Here is a 15354-nt window from a genome sequence, read left to right as displayed (position 1 = left end):
GGGCGCCGCGTCAATTTGCGCGAAATTGTTAACGTCGCGTTGACGATAGCGCCGCCGGCTGGTCGGTTGGAGACGTCAGCTCCGTTTTCACGTTCACCGAGACTTCCATGCCGAGATCGTCCTCGGGCTCCCCCCAATAGGAACCGGAGAGCGGAATGGCCTGCTCAGGCGTCCGGGCGACGCCGACCCGGATCAGGTCGCGATTGCCGACGATGCCGTTGGTCGGATCGAACTCCACCCAGCCCGAGCCGGGAACGTAAATCGAGCACCAGGCGTGGGTCGAGCCGCCGCCGAGCCGCACCGGCCCGTCGCGATCGGCAACGTAGACATAGCCGGTGATGAAGCGGGCGGCGAAGCCGAGCGCGCGTGCCGCCTCCATCATCAGCAGCGCGAAGTCGCGGCATGTCCCCTGCTGCAGCCCAAGCGTTTCCGCGGGCGTCTGTGTTCCCCGCATCGTCCGGCGCTGGTAGGAGAAGCCTTCGGCAATGGCCTCGTTGAGCGTCATCAACAATTGGCCCGTGGGCCGCCGGCCGTCCGCTGCCACGAATTTGGCCAGCCACTCCTCCACCGCGCCGTCGTCGGGATGATGGCGACGCATATAGGGTTCGAGATCGGGCAGCTCGCTGTCGGCATAGGCGAACGGATGCTCGCGGGCGTAGTCCTCGATGCGGAAGTCCGGCGTGTTCTCCGGCGTGTGGTCAAGCTCGATCGTGGTGTCGAACTGGAGCTGGTCGCTCACGGTGTCGAAGTCGACCAGCGTGAGGCAATTGCCCGAGACGTCGTGAATCCAGCGGACTTCGGCGGGTTCGGGCCGGATGACGAGCCGGCAGTCGAGCAGGCGCTGGTCATAGCTGTCGCGTGGCCGGAATAGCAGCTGGTGCTGCCCGAGCTTCACCGGCTTACGGTAGCGGTAGATCGTTCTGTGGTGGACGGCGTAGGTTGTCATGTGCTCGCTTCTGGCCCGCGGCTATATGACCCTGCTTTCGTCCCCGGTCCAAGCAGGGATTCGAAGGGTACGGCGGAGGAAAAGGGGACAACAGGCACAATTGCCGTTCATTTCAGCAGCGCTGCAGCCGAAGACGCGGAACGAATGCGCCGGGGCAGGTGTTTGCGTTCGAGGTCAACGACGACTCCGAGGAGACGATCTTGAAGATTCGCGCCGGCTACGACATTGCGTTCAAGTGCCTTCAAGACGTCCCGATGATCCTGATGCTGAGCGTGCATCCGTCCCGGCACGGCGATCTCTTGTCTCCGCACGCCATCCAGACCACGCCCGGTGTTGGCACCAGGGACTATCTCGATGCCTTCGGTAACGTCTGCACCCGCCTGGTCGCGCCAAGCGGTCTGATCGAGATCCGCAACGACTTCGTGATCGAAGATTCCGGCGTTCCCGAGCCGGCGGCGCCGTTCGCAGCTCAGGTTCAGCTCCAGGACCTGCCCGACGACGCGCTGGTGTATCTGCTGGGCAGCCGCTATTGCGACACCCAGAAACTGGCGGATCTGGCCTGGTCTACCTTCGGCTCGATAGAAGGCGGTGGACAGCGCGTGCAGGCGATTTGCGACTATGTCCACGCCCGCATCAAATTCGGCTATCAGTTCGCACGCGGTGACCGCACGGCGTCCGAAGGTCATGCCGAGCGCATCGGCGTATGCCGGGACTTCGCCCATCTGGCCGTGACGTTGTGCCGTTGCATGAACATTCCGGCGCGTTATTGCACCGGCTATCTCGGCGATATCGGGGTGCCTCCCGACCCGGCACCGATGGATTTCAGCGCCTGGTTCGAGGCCTATATCGGTGGTCGTTGGTACACGTTTGACGCGCGCCACAACCATCGGCGCATCGGCCGGATCGTCATTGCCCGCGGCCGCGACGCCGCCGACGTCGCGATCTCGACGGCGTTCGGACAGGCGGAACTGGTTCGGTTCAACGTAGTGACGGAAGAACTCGTCGGCGACAGTTCGGTCCAGCTCGCGCCTGATATGGTCATGACCCCGCGCACGCAGTCGAGGCTGCAACGTCTCATGGCTTGAGACGATTGCTCCGCAGCATCGACTTTCACTCCTTCGGCACGAAATGATCGCGCGCCTCGGCGCGCTCTCCGCTGCCGACGTCGGTGATCTCAACTCCGATATCGATGGCCGCCCTGGGCACGCGGTCGGGCGAAACCTGCACCGACATCCGGACCTCGCGGGTCTGATCCTGTCCAACTTGAACGACCGGGTTGCCGTCGGCGCCCGGCTCGACGCCGGCGACGCGAACCGTGGCGCCCGGCAGGCCTGAGACCTTGAGCGCGAAAGATCTTTCCGCGCCCTTGTTGAGGATGCGGACGGTGTAATCGTTGCGGACCCCGCCATCCGAGAGCTGAACGAACAGCGGATTGCGCTCGTGCAGCACGTTGACGTCCATCGTCGCGCGGGTGGCGAGGGTGTAGACCATGATGGTGCCGACGATGGCAATGGCTGCGGTATAGACCAACGTGCGCGCGCGGATGATGCGATAGATCGGCGGCTTGCCCTCGCGCCGGCGTTGCATGTTGATGTCGGTGTCGTAGCCGATCAGGCCTTTGGGCCGGCCGATCTCGCTCATCACGTTGTCGCAGGCGTCGATGCACAGGCCGCACTGGATGCAGCCGAGCTGGATGCCGTGGCGGATGTCGACGCCGGTCGGGCAGACATTGATGCACTGGTGACAGTCGACGCAATCGCCGGCGAAATCGCCATGGGCGCGGGCGGCTTCCGCCTTCTTCACCGACATGCGCGGCTCGCCGCGGTCGCGGCGATAGGTGACGTTGAGCGCCCATTCGTCGGTCAATGCCGCCTGGATGCGCGGCCACGGGCACATGTAGATGCACATCTGCTCGCGGGCGTGGCCGGCGAAGACATAGGTCGTCGCGGTTAGGATGCCGATCCAGAGATAGGCCGTGAACGGGGCCTGGAAGGTGGCGAGCTCCTTCACCAGCGTCGGCGCGTCGTCGAAATACAGCACCCAGGCGCCGCCGGTCCACCAGGCGATCATGACCCAGAGGAAGTGTTTGAGTGCGACCTTTCGGATGTGATCGAACGTCCAGTAGCGCTTGTCGCCCTGCATGCGCTCGCGCCGATCGCCCTCGACCCAGCGCTCGACGGCATAGAACAAGTCGGTCCACACCGTCTGCGGGCATAGATAGCCGCACCACAGTCGCCCCGCGACCGCGTTCATCAGGAACAGCATCATGGCCGCGATGATGAGGAGGCCGGTGAAATAGTAGACTTCCTGCGGCCACAGCTCGATGAAGAAGAAGTAGAAGCGGCGATGCGGCAGGTCGATCAGCACCGCCTGGTCGGGCAGGCCGGGTCCGCGATTCCAGCGTACGAACGGCAGGAGATAATAGACCCCGAGCGTGACGCACAGGATCGCCCATTTGATGCGGCGGAACGGCCCGTGGACCGATTGCGGATAGACCTTCCTGCGCTTCTCGTAGAGAGGCCCCTCGATGAAGGTGTCGTCGGTCATGGCAAATTCCCCCGCATCACTGACTGCATCTGAGTTGCGTTCAGGAGAACGCGCAGCCGCTGCTCAGGCCCAGCTTCCTGAAGACGATCGCCGCCGGGCAGAAGCCCGTGAACGAAGCCTGCAACATGTTCAGTCCGGCGAACGCCGTCAGCAGATACCAATACGCATTCACATAGGTGCCCAGTGCGAGACCGAGCAGGACGACGAATCCCGCAAACGCGAGAACGGCTTTGTCGACATTCATGGTAGGCTCCTTTTTGGGGTGGTGACGTTACGAACGGGTCAGTTTGGTTTCAGTCCAGGCGACGATGCTGCGCGTATCCATCGCGCCGGAATGGCGGGCGATCTCGCGGCCGCCGTGCATCAGCAACAGCGTCGGAATGCCGCTGATGTTGAGCCGCGACGACAATGCGGGTGCATTGTCTGAATTCAGCTTCAACAGCCGCACGCCGGGTTCGAGCGCTTGCGCCGCGCGCTCGAACATCGGCGCCATGGCGCGGCAGGGTCCGCACCATGGCGCCCAGACGTCGATCAGCACGGGAATGTCGCTTCTGGCGACATGGCGGTCGAAGGCTGCTTCGTCCACCTCGATCGGCTGGCCTGCGAACATCGGTTGGTGACAGGCGCCGCAGCGCGCACCCTGCGGTGTGCGTTCGGCCGGCAGGCGATTGATGCGCCCGCAATGTCCGCAGACGATCTGGCGTGTCGTGCTCATGTGCCGGTTCGGACCTCCTTGATCTTGGCGATGTTCAGCCTGTCGAGCAGGAAGCGCTCGTAGAACGGCTCGCTCTCGCCGCGCCGCATCTTGCGCAGGAAGTATTTCTCGAAGGCAACCTTGGCGAGGTGCACCCATTCGCCCTTGGAGGACCAGTTGACGTTGCGCGGCGGGATCTGCGGCTGCGCGAGGAAGGCGACGCCGGAATCGCCGAAGTCGGCGAGGCAGATCGCGTTCCAGGTCGGCTGCGCCGTCGGCGCCTTGCCGCGGAGCAGGGCGCCGATGTTCATCGCGGTCGCCGTCACCATGGATTCGATCATGAAGCCGGTCTTGGGGACGCCAACCGGCACCGGTGTGGCGCCGACCGGCGCGATCGCGACGCAGACGCCGACCGCAAACACGTTGGGGAAGGCGGGATTCTGTTGATGCTCGTCGACGATGACGAAGCCGCGCGGATTGGTCAGTTTCTCGATGCCGCGCACCGCCTCGACGCCGCGAAAGGCGGGCAACATCATCGAATAGACGAATGGCAGCTCGTGGGCCTTGCGGGACGTGCCGTTGTCGGAAAACTCCTCCACCGTCATCAAGCCGGGGGCGACATTGTCGACGCGGGCATTGGTGATCCACTTGATGTGCTTCTCGCGCATCTCGCTTTCCAGGAGACCCTTGGTGTCCCCGACGCCGTCAAGGCCGAGATGGCCGATATACGGCTCCGAGGTGACGAACGTCATCGGTACCCGGTCGCGCAGCTTGCGCCGGCGCAGCTCCGTTTCCAGGATGAAGAGGAACTCGTAGGCCGGCCCGAAGCAGGACGCGCCCTGAACGGCGCCGATCACGACCGGGCCGGGGTTCGCCGCAAGCTTCTCGAACGCGTCTTTCGCATGCGTCGCGTGATCGACGTGGCAGATCGACTGTGTATGGCCCTGCGGGCCGAGGCCGGGAATCTCGTCGAACGCCAGCTCGGGGCCGGTCGCGACGACCAGATAATCATAGTCGATCGACGTGCCGTCGCCGAGCTCGATGCGGTTCTCCTCGGGGTGGACGCGCTTTGCGCCCTGCGTCAGCAGCCGCACTCCCTTGCGCTTCATGATGTCCGCGAGATCAATCTCGATATCTTCGCGCTTGCGCCAGCCGACTGCGACCCAAGGGTTCGATGGTACGAAGTGATAGACGGCGCCTTGCGAGATGACGCTGAGGCGATCGTCCTTTCTCAACTGCGGCAGCAATTCATAGGCCATCAGCGTTCCGCTCAGGCCGGCTCCGATTACGACAATCTCCGCCATAGTTACCTCCGTTGGGGTTTCACCGCTCCGCCGGTTTACTCCGGCCGTCTTGCTGCTTGACTATATATTCACATATTCGTATATATACAAGTATGAAAATAGATGGTGACATGATGGAGCAGGCGGCCGACCAGGCGAGCGACCTATTGAAGGCACTCTCCAACCGCCACCGTCTCTTGATCATCTGCCAGCTGATCGACGGCGAGCATTCCGTCGGCGAGCTGGCCGAATTCCTGGGCCTGCGCGATTCCACAGTCTCCCAGCATCTTGCGCTCCTTCGCAAGGACGGCCTGGTGTCGGCACGGCGAGACGCGCAAACGATCTTCTATTCGATTGCGAGCGAGCCGGCGCGCGAGATCCTGAAGACGCTCTATCAGGTCTATTGCGCACCGAAGTCCATACGGACGAAGCGCACTTTATGAGCGCCCCGGGCGGGGCGCGTTGAGCGAGATCAACGTCCGCTTCGATGATGCTGATCAAATACAGAGGACACCCACGAGTGCGGTGTGATGGTTTCATGCTTACACGGATACGCCCCATGCGGCTCATAGGAGTTTTGGTTGTCTTGGCCGCCGGCCTGGGTGCAGGCGTTGCGCGTGCAGAGACGCTCACCGTGACGCAGCATCCGTTGGCCGACGAAAAGGCCGTCTTTGCCACTGTGGAAAGCATCAGCGTCGTACCCGCGCGCGGGCGCATTGGCGGGACCGTAGTCCAGCTCCACGTCAGGGAAGGGGATCGCGTAACCGCCGGTCAGGCGATTGCCACGATCGGCGATGAGAAGCTCGGCCTGCAGATGAAGTCGTTGGATGCGCAAATGGAGGCGCTGCAGGCGCAGGCCAGCCAGGCGCAAGTCGATTTCACGCGAATCGAGGGTTTGGTTGAGCGTGGCATTCTGCCGCGCGTCAAGCTCGACGAGCAGAGGACGGCGCTGAATGTGGCGGAGAACGGCCTGCGCGCCAAGACCGCAGAGCGTGCCGTCATCAACGAGCAGCTCAACCAGGGTCAGGTGCTGGCACCGGCAGGGGGACGTGTGCTGAAGAGGCTGATCACGGTTGGTTCCGTCGTATTGCCCGGTGATCCCATCGTTACCGTCGCGCAGCAGAACTTCAAGCTGCGGTTGCGGGTGCCCGAGCGCCATGCGCGCTCTCTGAAGGCCGGCGACAAGGTCCGCGTCGATGGTGCGGAGCTTGGTGGCGAAGCCGGCAGATGGGGCGTCGTCGATCTCGTCTATCCGCAGATCGAGGAGGGGCGGGTCATTGCGGACGCGACCGTCGAGGGACTCGGCGAATATTTCGTCGGCGATCGGCTGCGGGTGTGGATCTCCGGCGGCAAGCGGTCGGCTTTCGTGATTCCGGCAGGCTACGTGAAGACCCGGTTCGGCATCGACTACGTCCAGCTTCAAAAGGCCGGCGGAGTGGTCGACCTGCCGGTGCAGCGCGGCCGCGAGTTGCCGACGCCCGTGCTTCCCGATGGACTTGAAATCCTGTCCGGCATCCGTACCGGCGACCAGTTGGTGCGGCCGTGAATCTCGGACTCTCAGGCCGGCTGACCAAGGCGACGATCGGCTCGCCGCTGACGCCATTGTTCCTGCTTGCATCGCTCGTCGTCGGCCTCATCGCTGTGGTCGTGATTCCGCGCGAGGAGGAGCCGCAGATCTCCGTGCCGATGGTCGACATTCGCGTCAACGCCGATGGCTTGCGCGGACCCGACGCGGTCGAGCTCGTCACCAAGCCGCTGGAAGCGATCGTCAAGGGCATCGACGGCATCGAGCACGTCTACAGCCAGACCGAGGACGACCGCGTGATGGTCACCGCGCGGTTCCTGGTCGGAACGAAGGCGGAGGATGCGATCCTCCGCGTCCACGAAAAAATCCGCGCCAATCTCGATCGTATTCCAGTCGGGATCCCTGAGCCTTCGATCGTCGGCCGCGGCATCAATGACGTTGCGGTGACGGTCTTGACGCTGTCGCCGAAGCCGGAGGCCGCCGAGCGCTGGACCGACAAGGATCTGTTCGAACTCGCGGACAAGCTGCGCTCGGAGTTGATGAAGGTCGACAATATCGGTCTGACCTACATTTCCGGCGGCGCGGCGCAGCAGATCCGGGTCGAACCCGATCCGGAAAAGCTGTCGCTGTTCGGCGTTACGCTGCAGCAGCTCGTCGCCAAGGTGAAGGATGCCAACCGCTCATTCCTGGCGGGCCAGGTCCGCGATGCCGGCATCGTGCGCAATGTCGCGGCCGGCCAGACGTTGTCGGGCATCCCCGACATCGGCCTCCTCCTGATCTCGACCCGCGACGGACGGCCGGTCTACGTCAAGGACGTGGCCTCCGTCGTGATCGGGCCGAATACGCTCGAGCACCGCGTCTGGAACGATGCGCGCGATGCCAAGGGGCAGTGGTCGCGGGTGCCCGCGGTCAGCCTCGCGCTCGCCAAGCGCGCCGGCGCCAACGCGGTTGTGGTCTCGGCCGACATCGACCATCGCCTGCAGGGACTGAAGGGACGACTCATCCCCGATGACGTCCAGGTGACGGTGACGCGCGATTACGGCGAGACTGCCAACGAGAAGGCCAACGAGCTGCTGTTTCACCTCGCTCTCGCGACGGTCTCGATTGTCATCCTGATCGCGGTCGCGATCGGCTGGCGCGAGGCTCTGGTGACCTTCGTCGTGATTCCCACGACGATCCTGCTGACGATGTTCGCCGCCAATCTGATGGGCTACACCATCAACCGCGTCAGCCTGTTCGCGCTGATCTTCTCCATCGGCATTCTCGTCGACGACGCCATCGTCGTGGTCGAGAACATCGCGCGGCACTGGGGCATGCGCGACGGCCGGCCGCGCCTGCAGGCGACCATCGAGGCGGTGGCGGAGGTCGGCAATCCCACCATCGTTGCGACGCTCACTGTGGTCGCGGCGCTGCTGCCGATGCTGTTCGTGTCGGGCCTGATGGGCCCCTATATGGCACCGATCCCGGCCAACGCGTCGGCTGCCATGCTGTTCTCGTTCTTCGTCGCCATGGTGGTGGCGCCCTGGCTGATGCTCAAGCTCGCGCCGAAGGGCGAGATGGCGGCTGCTCATGCTTCGCACGATGAGGGTCGGCTCGGCCGGATCTACCGGCGCTTCGCCACGCCGATCGTCAGGAGCAAGCGCTCGGCCTGGATCTTCCTGCTCGGCGTCGGCATTGCAACGCTACTGTCGATGACGCTGTTTGCGACCAAATCGGTGACGGTCAAGCTGCTGCCGTTCGACAACAAGTCGGAGATCGCCGTCGTGGTCGATCTGCCTGAAGGGGCGAGCCTGGAGGCGACCGAGCGCACGCTGTTCGGTGCCGCCGAGATCGCGCGGCAACTGCCGGAGGCGACCTCGCTGCAATCCTATGCCGGCACGCCGGCTCCCTTCAATTTCAACGGCCTGGTGCGGCACTATTATCTTCGGGAGAGGCCCGAGCTCGGCGAGGTGCAGGTGAACCTGGCCGCGCGGGGCGAGCGCAAGCGCGCGAGCCATGAGATCGCGCTCGAGCTCCGCGAGAAGCTGAAGGCGCTCGATCCGCCCAAGGGCACCAGCATCAAGGTGGTCGAGGTGCCGCCCGGGCCGCCGGTGCTTTCGACGCTGCTCGCCGAGGTCTACGGTCCCGATGCAGCCACACGCCGTGCGGTCACCGCCGAGCTCAAGAAGGTCTTCGCGGAAGTGCCGTTCATCGTCGACATCGACGATTCCATCGGCGAGAAGCGGCCGCGGCTGCGGCTCTCGATCGACCAGGACCGGCTCGAATTCTTCGGCGTCGAGCAGCGCGACGTCTACGACACCATCCAGGCGCTGTTCGGCGGTACCTCGATCGGCTATTCGCATCGCGGCGAGGACCGCAATCCGATCGAGATCGCGGTGCATCTCGGAAAGCGCGATCTGGTCTGGGACGAGGCGCTGGCCTCGACGCCGGTGCCGGCCAACACCTTGCCAGGCAGCAAGACGGTGGTCGAACTCGGTCAGGTCGTGAAAGCGACCATGGAGCAGGGTTCGCCGACGATCTTCCGCCGCGACGGCCGCTTCGCCGACATGGTGATGGCCGAGCTTGCCGGGCGCTTCGAGGCGCCGCTTTACGGCATGCTCGCGGTCGCCGATCGCGTGGATGCCCATGATTGGGGCAAGCTGCCGAAGCCCGCGATCAGCCTGCACGGCCAGCCAACGGACGAGTCGCGTCCGACGCTGCTGTGGGACGGCGAGTGGGAAATCACCTGGGTGACCTTCCGCGACATGGGTGCGGCCTTCGGCGCGGCCATCCTCGGGATTTACGTGTTGGTCGTCGCCCAGTTCAGGAGCTTCCGTCTGCCGCTCGTCATCCTGACGCCGATTCCGCTGACGCTGATCGGCATCCTGATCGGGCACTGGCTCCTGGGGGCGCCGTTCACCGCGACCTCGATGATCGGCTTCATCGCGCTGGCGGGCATTATCGTGCGCAACTCGATCCTGCTGGTCGACTTCATCAGGCACAGCGGCGCAGACGGCAAGTCGCTTCGCGAGGTGGTGCTGGAGGCCGGCGCGGTGCGCTTCAAGCCGATCCTTCTCACCGCGCTTGCGGCCATGATCGGGGCCGCGACCATCCTGCTCGATCCGATCTTTCAGGGGCTGGCGATCTCGCTCCTGTTCGGGCTTGCCTCGTCGACGCTGCTCACCGTGCTGGTGATCCCCGCGATCTACATCGCCTTGCGCGCGCCGCGCGAGGAGGCTTCGACCACAGCCAAATCCAGCTCATGAGGATCCAATGGACAAGAACTACGTCGACATCACCAGGAACATCTCGGCCAATTTGAAGAAGCTGCGGGGCGACATTCCCGATACGATGAAGGGATTTTCCGCACTCGCCCAGGCGGCCGCGCGCGACGGTGTGCTCGACAAGAAGACCAAGGAGCTGATGGCGCTGGCGCTCGGCGTCGCCGCGCATTGCGACGGCTGCATCGGCTTTCACACCGAGGCGCTCGTCAAGCTCGGTGCGAGCCGCGAAGAGATCGAGGAGACGCTCGGCATGGCCGTCTATATGGGCGGCGGACCGTCGCTGATGTACGCGGCCGACGCGATCGCGGCGTACGAGCAGTTCCAGCAGCAGACTGCTTCCAGCTGAGCGGCGCCGTTGGGCGTCTGATGCAAAAAGGACCGGGCGACAATCGTCGTCCGGTCCTTTTGCCTTAGCTCGCTATTATTACCAGCGGCCGTCGCCGACGCCTACGCCGACGCTGACGCCGGGAGCGCGAATACCGACGCCGGCGCGCGGCCCGTCATCCCAGTCGCGACGATACGTCCGCCGCTCATGGTAGCCATCACGCGGCATGGAGTTGTAGGAATCGCGCACGATCACGCGCGCGCCGCCGCGGGTGCGATAGCAGCGGCCGGCGTCGTCGCAGACAAGCCGAACCTGCTGGACGAGATCCGGATTGGTGTACTCGCTGCTCGTGTAGATATCGGATGCCTTCGCCCCCGACGCGGCTGCCAAAGCGCCGACGCCTGCCAAAAGCGCAATCGTAAATGTCTTCATTCTGTCCTCCACCGCAACTGCCCTATGGGACGACAAGAAGGGGAGGCGGTGATTGTTCCCGGCTGGTTTGCAGGTTTTTCCCGGAGCCCGCTCTTTGCCGCGGCTCCTAAATCGGCTCGTAGGTCTCGGTCCCGCAGATGTCGTCGGCTTCCGCGCGCCGGCGGTCGACCACCTTTCCTCCTGATATCGTCACGATGTAGGTCTGGGCGCCGAGCGAAGTGCCGGTCGCGGAGGTGAGCTCGGCGCGGACGCAGGCGGTCCAGCCCGGTCCGCGCGCCTCCCGGTGGGGCATGGCGACGTGCACGGCGCGTGGATAGGAGGTGGTGAGGAAGACGACATCGATCTGCTCGCGCACCACGCGCTTGACGTCGGGGGCGGCTTCGGGCGGTGGCTGCTCGGTTTCCTTCATCCGCATGAATTCCGGCACCGGCGCGCGGCTGTCGGCAAAGCCGCAGGCACCGAGTGCGAGCGCGCCGGCGAGCAGCGTCGCATGAGCAATGATCCGCAACATCCGTGAAGGTTCCCTGCGGCCGAACAGATAGGCAGGAAAGCGATCCGGCGAAGTCCCCGGCAATCAAGTTTTGCTGAAGTGCTGGAGCTCGCGGCATTTCATATTCCGGAATTGCAGGCTAAGTTTGTACCCCAGACGAGGGGGATTGCACCGATGAGGATTTTGGTCGTAGCGGCTGCGGTCATGGCGCTGGCGATTGCCTCGGCGCAGGCGCAGGGCCGGCGGTCCCCCAATGACGCAGGCAAACCGGCGGACAACAAGCCCAAGGTCGACGAGAAAGCCTACAAGGCCGCGCTCGAGCGCATTCCCGAGCCCAAGGACAAGTACGATCCGTGGGGCGGGGCGCGTCCGAGCGAACCCGCCAAGAAGCCGAAATAGAGCGAGGCGAGCTTTGCGGACCGGCCTGCGAGTTCCGATCGGGGTCGTTGCGCTGCTGTTGATCGCCGTGCGACCAAGCGCGGCCTGGGAAAGTTGGGGCGGCGATGCAGGCGGCTCGCGCTTCTCGCCGCTGCAACAGATCACGTCCGACAATGTCGGCAATCTGGTTCGGGCCTTCGAATTCCGCACCGGCGATCTCGCGGTGCGCGCGCCGGAGGTGATGCGGCGAACCAAATTCCAGGCAACGCCGCTGTTCGTCGAGGACAGCCTGATCTTCTGCTCGCCGTTCAACGAGGTCATTGCGCTCGATCCCGGCACGGGCGCGCAGAAATGGCGTTACGATCCGAAGATCGCGACCAATCAGCGTCCCGCCAATCGCTACGTCTGCCGCGGCGTCACCCACTGGACCGACGATGAGGCGCCCGCGGATGCCGCCTGTCGCTCTCGCATCTTCATGGACACCAACGACGTTCGCCTGATCGCGCTCGATGCGAAGACGGGACTTCGCTGTGCCGGCTTCGGCAATGGCGGCGAGGTGAAGCTCGATATCGGCATTGCCCTGGAATGGCCCGGGGAATTCCAGATCACCTCGCCGCCGGCCGTCGGACGGGGTGTCGTCGTGGTCGGCTCCGCGATCTCCGACAACCGCCGCGTCGATGCGCCGAGCGGCGTGGTACGTGCGTTCGATGCGCGCACCGGCCGGGCGCGCTGGAGCTTCGAGCCGCTCAAGCGTGACGGCATCGAAGCCGGGCACGCCAATGTCTGGGCGCCGATGTCGGTCGACGCGGCGCGCGGCCTGGTGTTCCTGCCGACGTCCTCGCCGTCGCCGGATTTCTGGGGCGGCAAGCGGCCGGGCAACAACGAGCATGCCAATTCGGTGGTCGCATTGCGCATCGAGACCGGCGAGCTCGCATGGGCATTCCAGACCGTGCATCACGACGTCTGGGATTACGATCTGGCGGCGCAGCCGACGCTTGCGCGCCTCGATGCGGGTGACGGCCAGCGCGACGTCGTGATCCAGCCGACCAAGCAGGGTTTTGTCTTCGTGCTCGACCGCGAGACCGGCAAGCCGGTCTGGCCGGTGGAAGAACGCGCGGTGCCGCAGGGCGGCGCGGAAGGGGAGGCGTTGTCGCCGACGCAGCCGTTTCCGACGCATGTGCCGGCGCTGATCTCACAGACGATCTCGACCGACGACGCGCTCTCGCTGCTGCCGGCACTGCGCCGCTCGTCCTGCGAGCGCCAGTTCGCGGAGGCGCGCAACGACGGTCTGTTCACGCCGCCTTCCGTGCAGGGCACGCTGGAGTTTCCCTTCACCGGCGGCGGGGTGAACTGGGGCAGCGCGGCCTTCGATCCGGTCCGGCAGATTCTCTACGCCAACACCGGGCGCGCCGTTCACCTCATCAGGCTGATCCCGCGCGCGGAGGCCGCCGGATTCAGTCCGCCGCCCGGGTATGATTTCGGCCAGCAGCGCGGCGCGCCGTTTGCGATGTCGCGCGCGGTGATGATGTCGCCGCTCGGTCTGCTCTGCAACAAGCCGCCCTGGGGCGAGATGGTCGCGGTCGATCTGAAGGCCGGCAAGATCCTCTGGCGTTCGACGGTCGGCACCACTGAAGACCTGGCGCCGCTCGGTGCGCCGCTGCCCTGGGGCGCGCCTCTCGTCAACGGGCTCGCGGTCACGGCGGGCGGCCTCGTCTTTACCGGCGCGATGGATGCTTATTTGCGTGCCTTCGATGCGCGAAGCGGCAAGGAGCTGTGGCAGGGGCGGCTGCCGGTGCCCGGCGTCGCCAATCCCATGACCTATCTGTGGAAGGGCGAGCAATATGTCGCGATCGGCGCCGGCGGCCACTCCGAAGCCGGCACCTCGATCGGCGACAGCGTGGTCGCGTTCCGCCTGGCGCGGCCAGGCGAGGCGCCGACATTGTGGTCGCGCACCATCGATCGTCCCGGTGGACGATTCTTCGCGGCATCAGCGGCAATCGGAATCGCGATCGTTGCGCTCGTGATCGCAGGCCTGCGCTGGCGTCGCCGTCGTCGTATCACGCAATCATAATGGCGTTGTGGATGCGATGCGAACGTTCGTTCACATCGCGCGCGCTATTGGACGAAGGCGAGGCCGATACGCTTGTCACTGCGCCAAATTGTACGACAATTCCGGACGAAATCGTCGCGCGTGATCGATAGCGTGATCGATTGCGGCAATGTGACGGGAGTGTCGAGGTCGATCGCCACGCCGCCCGCCGACATGTTTCGCACGGTGCAGGGAATGCCGCTGTTTTCAAAGGTGATCGTTCCACCCTTGAAAACCCGGTGACGCTGCGCTGCTCGCTTCTCGATCATCCGCTTCGGTCCTTCATGATGATCGTGAAATAGTGCATAGAAATTACGTTGAACTAAACTCAATACTGGCGCTACTTGCACGGCGCTTCAGACTTCGTTTACGACGTCGGCGCGGGGAATTCCTCCGCCGAATTTACCCACACGCTCTTCTTTTATGGCGCTGCGCGCCGATGGAGATATTGATGAAGACCACGCTTTCGATTCTGCTCGCCGCCGCGTTCTCGCTGCCGTCGATGCCCGCCCACGCCGTCAAGTGGGACCTCTCGACCATGAGCTGCAAGCAGTTCCTCGAGAGCGGCGAAGACAACATCCAGGTCGTGCTGACCTGGATGGACGGCTGGTACAAGGGCGACGAGGACAACGCGATCATCGACACCGACGTGTTCATCGAGAACGCGAAGAAGTTCGGTGCCTATTGCGGAAAGAATCCGACCGCCAGCATCGTCACCGCGGCCGACGAAGTGCTGGGCAAGTAATGAAGCGTGCGGACCGAAACGCGGATGCAATCGCGCTTCGGTCTTTGCCGCGGTGCGCTTTGCGCTCACGCGGCTCGTCTTTGAAATGCTGCTCAGCCCGGCAACATTGCGAACGCGCTCGATACCATCGCGACCGGCTTGTTGTCGGCGGCCGAGAGCAGCGTGACGCGGCCAAAGCTCATGGTGCGCCCGAGCCGTACCACGCGGGCGTCAGCAATCACGTCCGATGAGGACACTGCGCGCATGAAATGCGTGGTCTGGTCGACCGTGGTCATGGGGCGGTAGCCGCGATTGGCCGCCAGGATCGCGATCACCATCGCGGTGTCGGCGAGCGCCATCAGGGCCTGGCCGCAGACAATGCCGCCATTCCGGCACAACCGCTCCGAAAACGGCATGCGCAGCAGTGCGCCCGGCTGCCAGTCCGGCGCATCCGCCGGCTGCGCGTGCTCGAGGCGCTCGACGGTGAGGTCGAGATCCTGGACCCAGGGGGCAAAAACCTCGGCGAGGATGCGTCTGGCGTCGGGGAGGCCGAATTCGGCGTCTGGCTGCATTTGCATTGCTGTCGCGTTCTCCTGCATTGCCGGATGTTTCGAGCATTGTGCGCATCGGCGCGGCAAAGTCACCCGGTCTGGCGCCG

At 64.5% G+C, this 15354-nt stretch carries 17 protein-coding genes; 8 read left to right on the top strand and 9 right to left on the bottom strand.

All coding sequences use genetic code 11. The features are described 5' to 3' along the window. Positions 1-28 precede the first annotated feature (28 nt). Positions 29-946: a transglutaminase family protein gene (locus tag IVB24_RS28175; protein WP_166475566.1), complete on the bottom strand. Its 918-nt coding sequence runs from the start codon at positions 944-946 to the stop codon at positions 29-31. Between the two features lie 200 nt (positions 947-1146). Here IVB24_RS28175 and IVB24_RS28170 point away from each other — a divergent pair, with 200 nt between their 5' ends. Next, positions 1147-2031: a transglutaminase family protein gene (locus IVB24_RS28170; protein WP_247769744.1), complete on the top strand. Its 885-nt coding sequence runs from the start codon at positions 1147-1149 to the stop codon at positions 2029-2031. A 25-nt stretch (positions 2032-2056) separates the two neighbouring features. Here the strand turns inward: IVB24_RS28170 and ccoG are convergent, their stop codons facing one another. From ccoG to IVB24_RS28150, 4 genes are read right to left on the bottom strand one after another with little or no spacing between them, the layout of a single operon-like run. Further along, positions 2057-3493, bottom strand: coding sequence for a cytochrome c oxidase accessory protein CcoG (ccoG, locus tag IVB24_RS28165; protein ID WP_247769743.1), 1437 nt, complete (start codon positions 3491-3493; stop codon positions 2057-2059). A gap of 40 nt (positions 3494-3533) precedes the next feature. Continuing rightward, positions 3534-3737, bottom strand: coding sequence for a DUF2892 domain-containing protein (locus IVB24_RS28160; RefSeq protein ID WP_028181089.1), 204 nt, complete (start codon positions 3735-3737; stop codon positions 3534-3536). Between the two features lie 27 nt (positions 3738-3764). Further along, positions 3765-4208 carry a thioredoxin TrxC gene (trxC, locus tag IVB24_RS28155; RefSeq protein WP_247769742.1) on the bottom strand — a complete coding sequence of 148 codons (444 nt, stop codon included), beginning with the start codon at positions 4206-4208 and terminating at the stop codon, positions 3765-3767. Beyond that, positions 4205-5491, bottom strand: coding sequence for an FAD/NAD(P)-binding oxidoreductase (locus IVB24_RS28150; RefSeq protein WP_094972295.1), 1287 nt, complete (start codon positions 5489-5491; stop codon positions 4205-4207). Before IVB24_RS28150 ends, trxC begins: the two co-directional genes overlap by 4 nt. A 113-nt stretch (positions 5492-5604) precedes the next feature. Between IVB24_RS28150 and IVB24_RS28145 the strand changes: the two genes are divergently transcribed. The 4 genes from IVB24_RS28145 to IVB24_RS28130 all read left to right on the top strand — a co-directional run bounded on the left by IVB24_RS28145 (position 5605) and on the right by IVB24_RS28130 (position 10604). Further along, entirely contained in the window at positions 5605-5913 is a 309-nt protein-coding gene (locus tag IVB24_RS28145) for a metalloregulator ArsR/SmtB family transcription factor (protein ID WP_181955175.1), read from the top strand. 116 nt (positions 5914-6029) lie between these two features. Next, positions 6030-7016 (top strand): efflux RND transporter periplasmic adaptor subunit, encoded by a 987-nt coding sequence (locus IVB24_RS28140; RefSeq protein ID WP_247774186.1) that lies wholly within the window; start codon positions 6030-6032, stop codon positions 7014-7016. Continuing rightward, the gene (locus tag IVB24_RS28135; RefSeq protein ID WP_247769741.1) at positions 7013-10240 is read left to right on the top strand and encodes an efflux RND transporter permease subunit; all 3228 of its coding nucleotides are present in this window, start codon (positions 7013-7015) and stop codon (positions 10238-10240) included. Before IVB24_RS28140 ends, IVB24_RS28135 begins: the two co-directional genes overlap by 4 nt. Before the next feature lie 7 nt (positions 10241-10247). Further along, positions 10248-10604, top strand: coding sequence for a carboxymuconolactone decarboxylase family protein (locus tag IVB24_RS28130; protein ID WP_247769740.1), 357 nt, complete (start codon positions 10248-10250; stop codon positions 10602-10604). Positions 10605-10682: 78 nt separating this feature from the next. Here the strand turns inward: IVB24_RS28130 and IVB24_RS28125 are convergent, their stop codons facing one another. Both IVB24_RS28125 and IVB24_RS28120 read right to left on the bottom strand, forming a co-directional pair. Further along, positions 10683-11015 (bottom strand): hypothetical protein, encoded by a 333-nt coding sequence (locus IVB24_RS28125; protein WP_094972290.1) that lies wholly within the window; start codon positions 11013-11015, stop codon positions 10683-10685. Positions 11016-11121: 106 nt separating this feature from the next. Next, the gene (locus tag IVB24_RS28120) at positions 11122-11526 is read right to left on the bottom strand and encodes a hypothetical protein (RefSeq protein ID WP_094972289.1); all 405 of its coding nucleotides are present in this window, start codon (positions 11524-11526) and stop codon (positions 11122-11124) included. A 153-nt stretch (positions 11527-11679) separates the two neighbouring features. On the opposite strand from IVB24_RS28120, the gene IVB24_RS28115 reads away from it, so the two are divergent. Both IVB24_RS28115 and IVB24_RS28110 read left to right on the top strand, forming a co-directional pair. Beyond that, positions 11680-11904, top strand: coding sequence for a hypothetical protein (locus IVB24_RS28115; RefSeq protein WP_247769739.1), 225 nt, complete (start codon positions 11680-11682; stop codon positions 11902-11904). Positions 11905-11917: 13 nt separating this feature from the next. After that, positions 11918-13954 (top strand): pyrroloquinoline quinone-dependent dehydrogenase, encoded by a 2037-nt coding sequence (locus IVB24_RS28110; protein WP_247769738.1) that lies wholly within the window; start codon positions 11918-11920, stop codon positions 13952-13954. Between the two features lie 44 nt (positions 13955-13998). On the opposite strand, the gene IVB24_RS28105 is transcribed toward IVB24_RS28110, so the two are convergent. Next, positions 13999-14322 carry a PilZ domain-containing protein gene (locus IVB24_RS28105; RefSeq protein WP_094972287.1) on the bottom strand — a complete coding sequence of 108 codons (324 nt, stop codon included), beginning with the start codon at positions 14320-14322 and terminating at the stop codon, positions 13999-14001. 101 nt (positions 14323-14423) lie between these two features. On the opposite strand from IVB24_RS28105, the gene IVB24_RS28100 reads away from it, so the two are divergent. After that, positions 14424-14717 carry an HdeA family protein gene (locus IVB24_RS28100; protein ID WP_247769737.1) on the top strand — a complete coding sequence of 98 codons (294 nt, stop codon included), beginning with the start codon at positions 14424-14426 and terminating at the stop codon, positions 14715-14717. 92 nt (positions 14718-14809) lie between these two features. Here the strand turns inward: IVB24_RS28100 and IVB24_RS28095 are convergent, their stop codons facing one another. After that, entirely contained in the window at positions 14810-15274 is a 465-nt protein-coding gene (locus IVB24_RS28095) for a PaaI family thioesterase (RefSeq protein ID WP_094972532.1), read from the bottom strand. Positions 15275-15354: the final 80 nt, after the last annotated feature.

This window comes from Bradyrhizobium sp. 192 (assembly GCF_023100965.1).
GTDB lineage: Bacteria > Pseudomonadota > Alphaproteobacteria > Rhizobiales > Xanthobacteraceae > Bradyrhizobium > Bradyrhizobium symbiodeficiens.
This window is presented reverse-complemented; position numbering and strand designations above follow the sequence as displayed.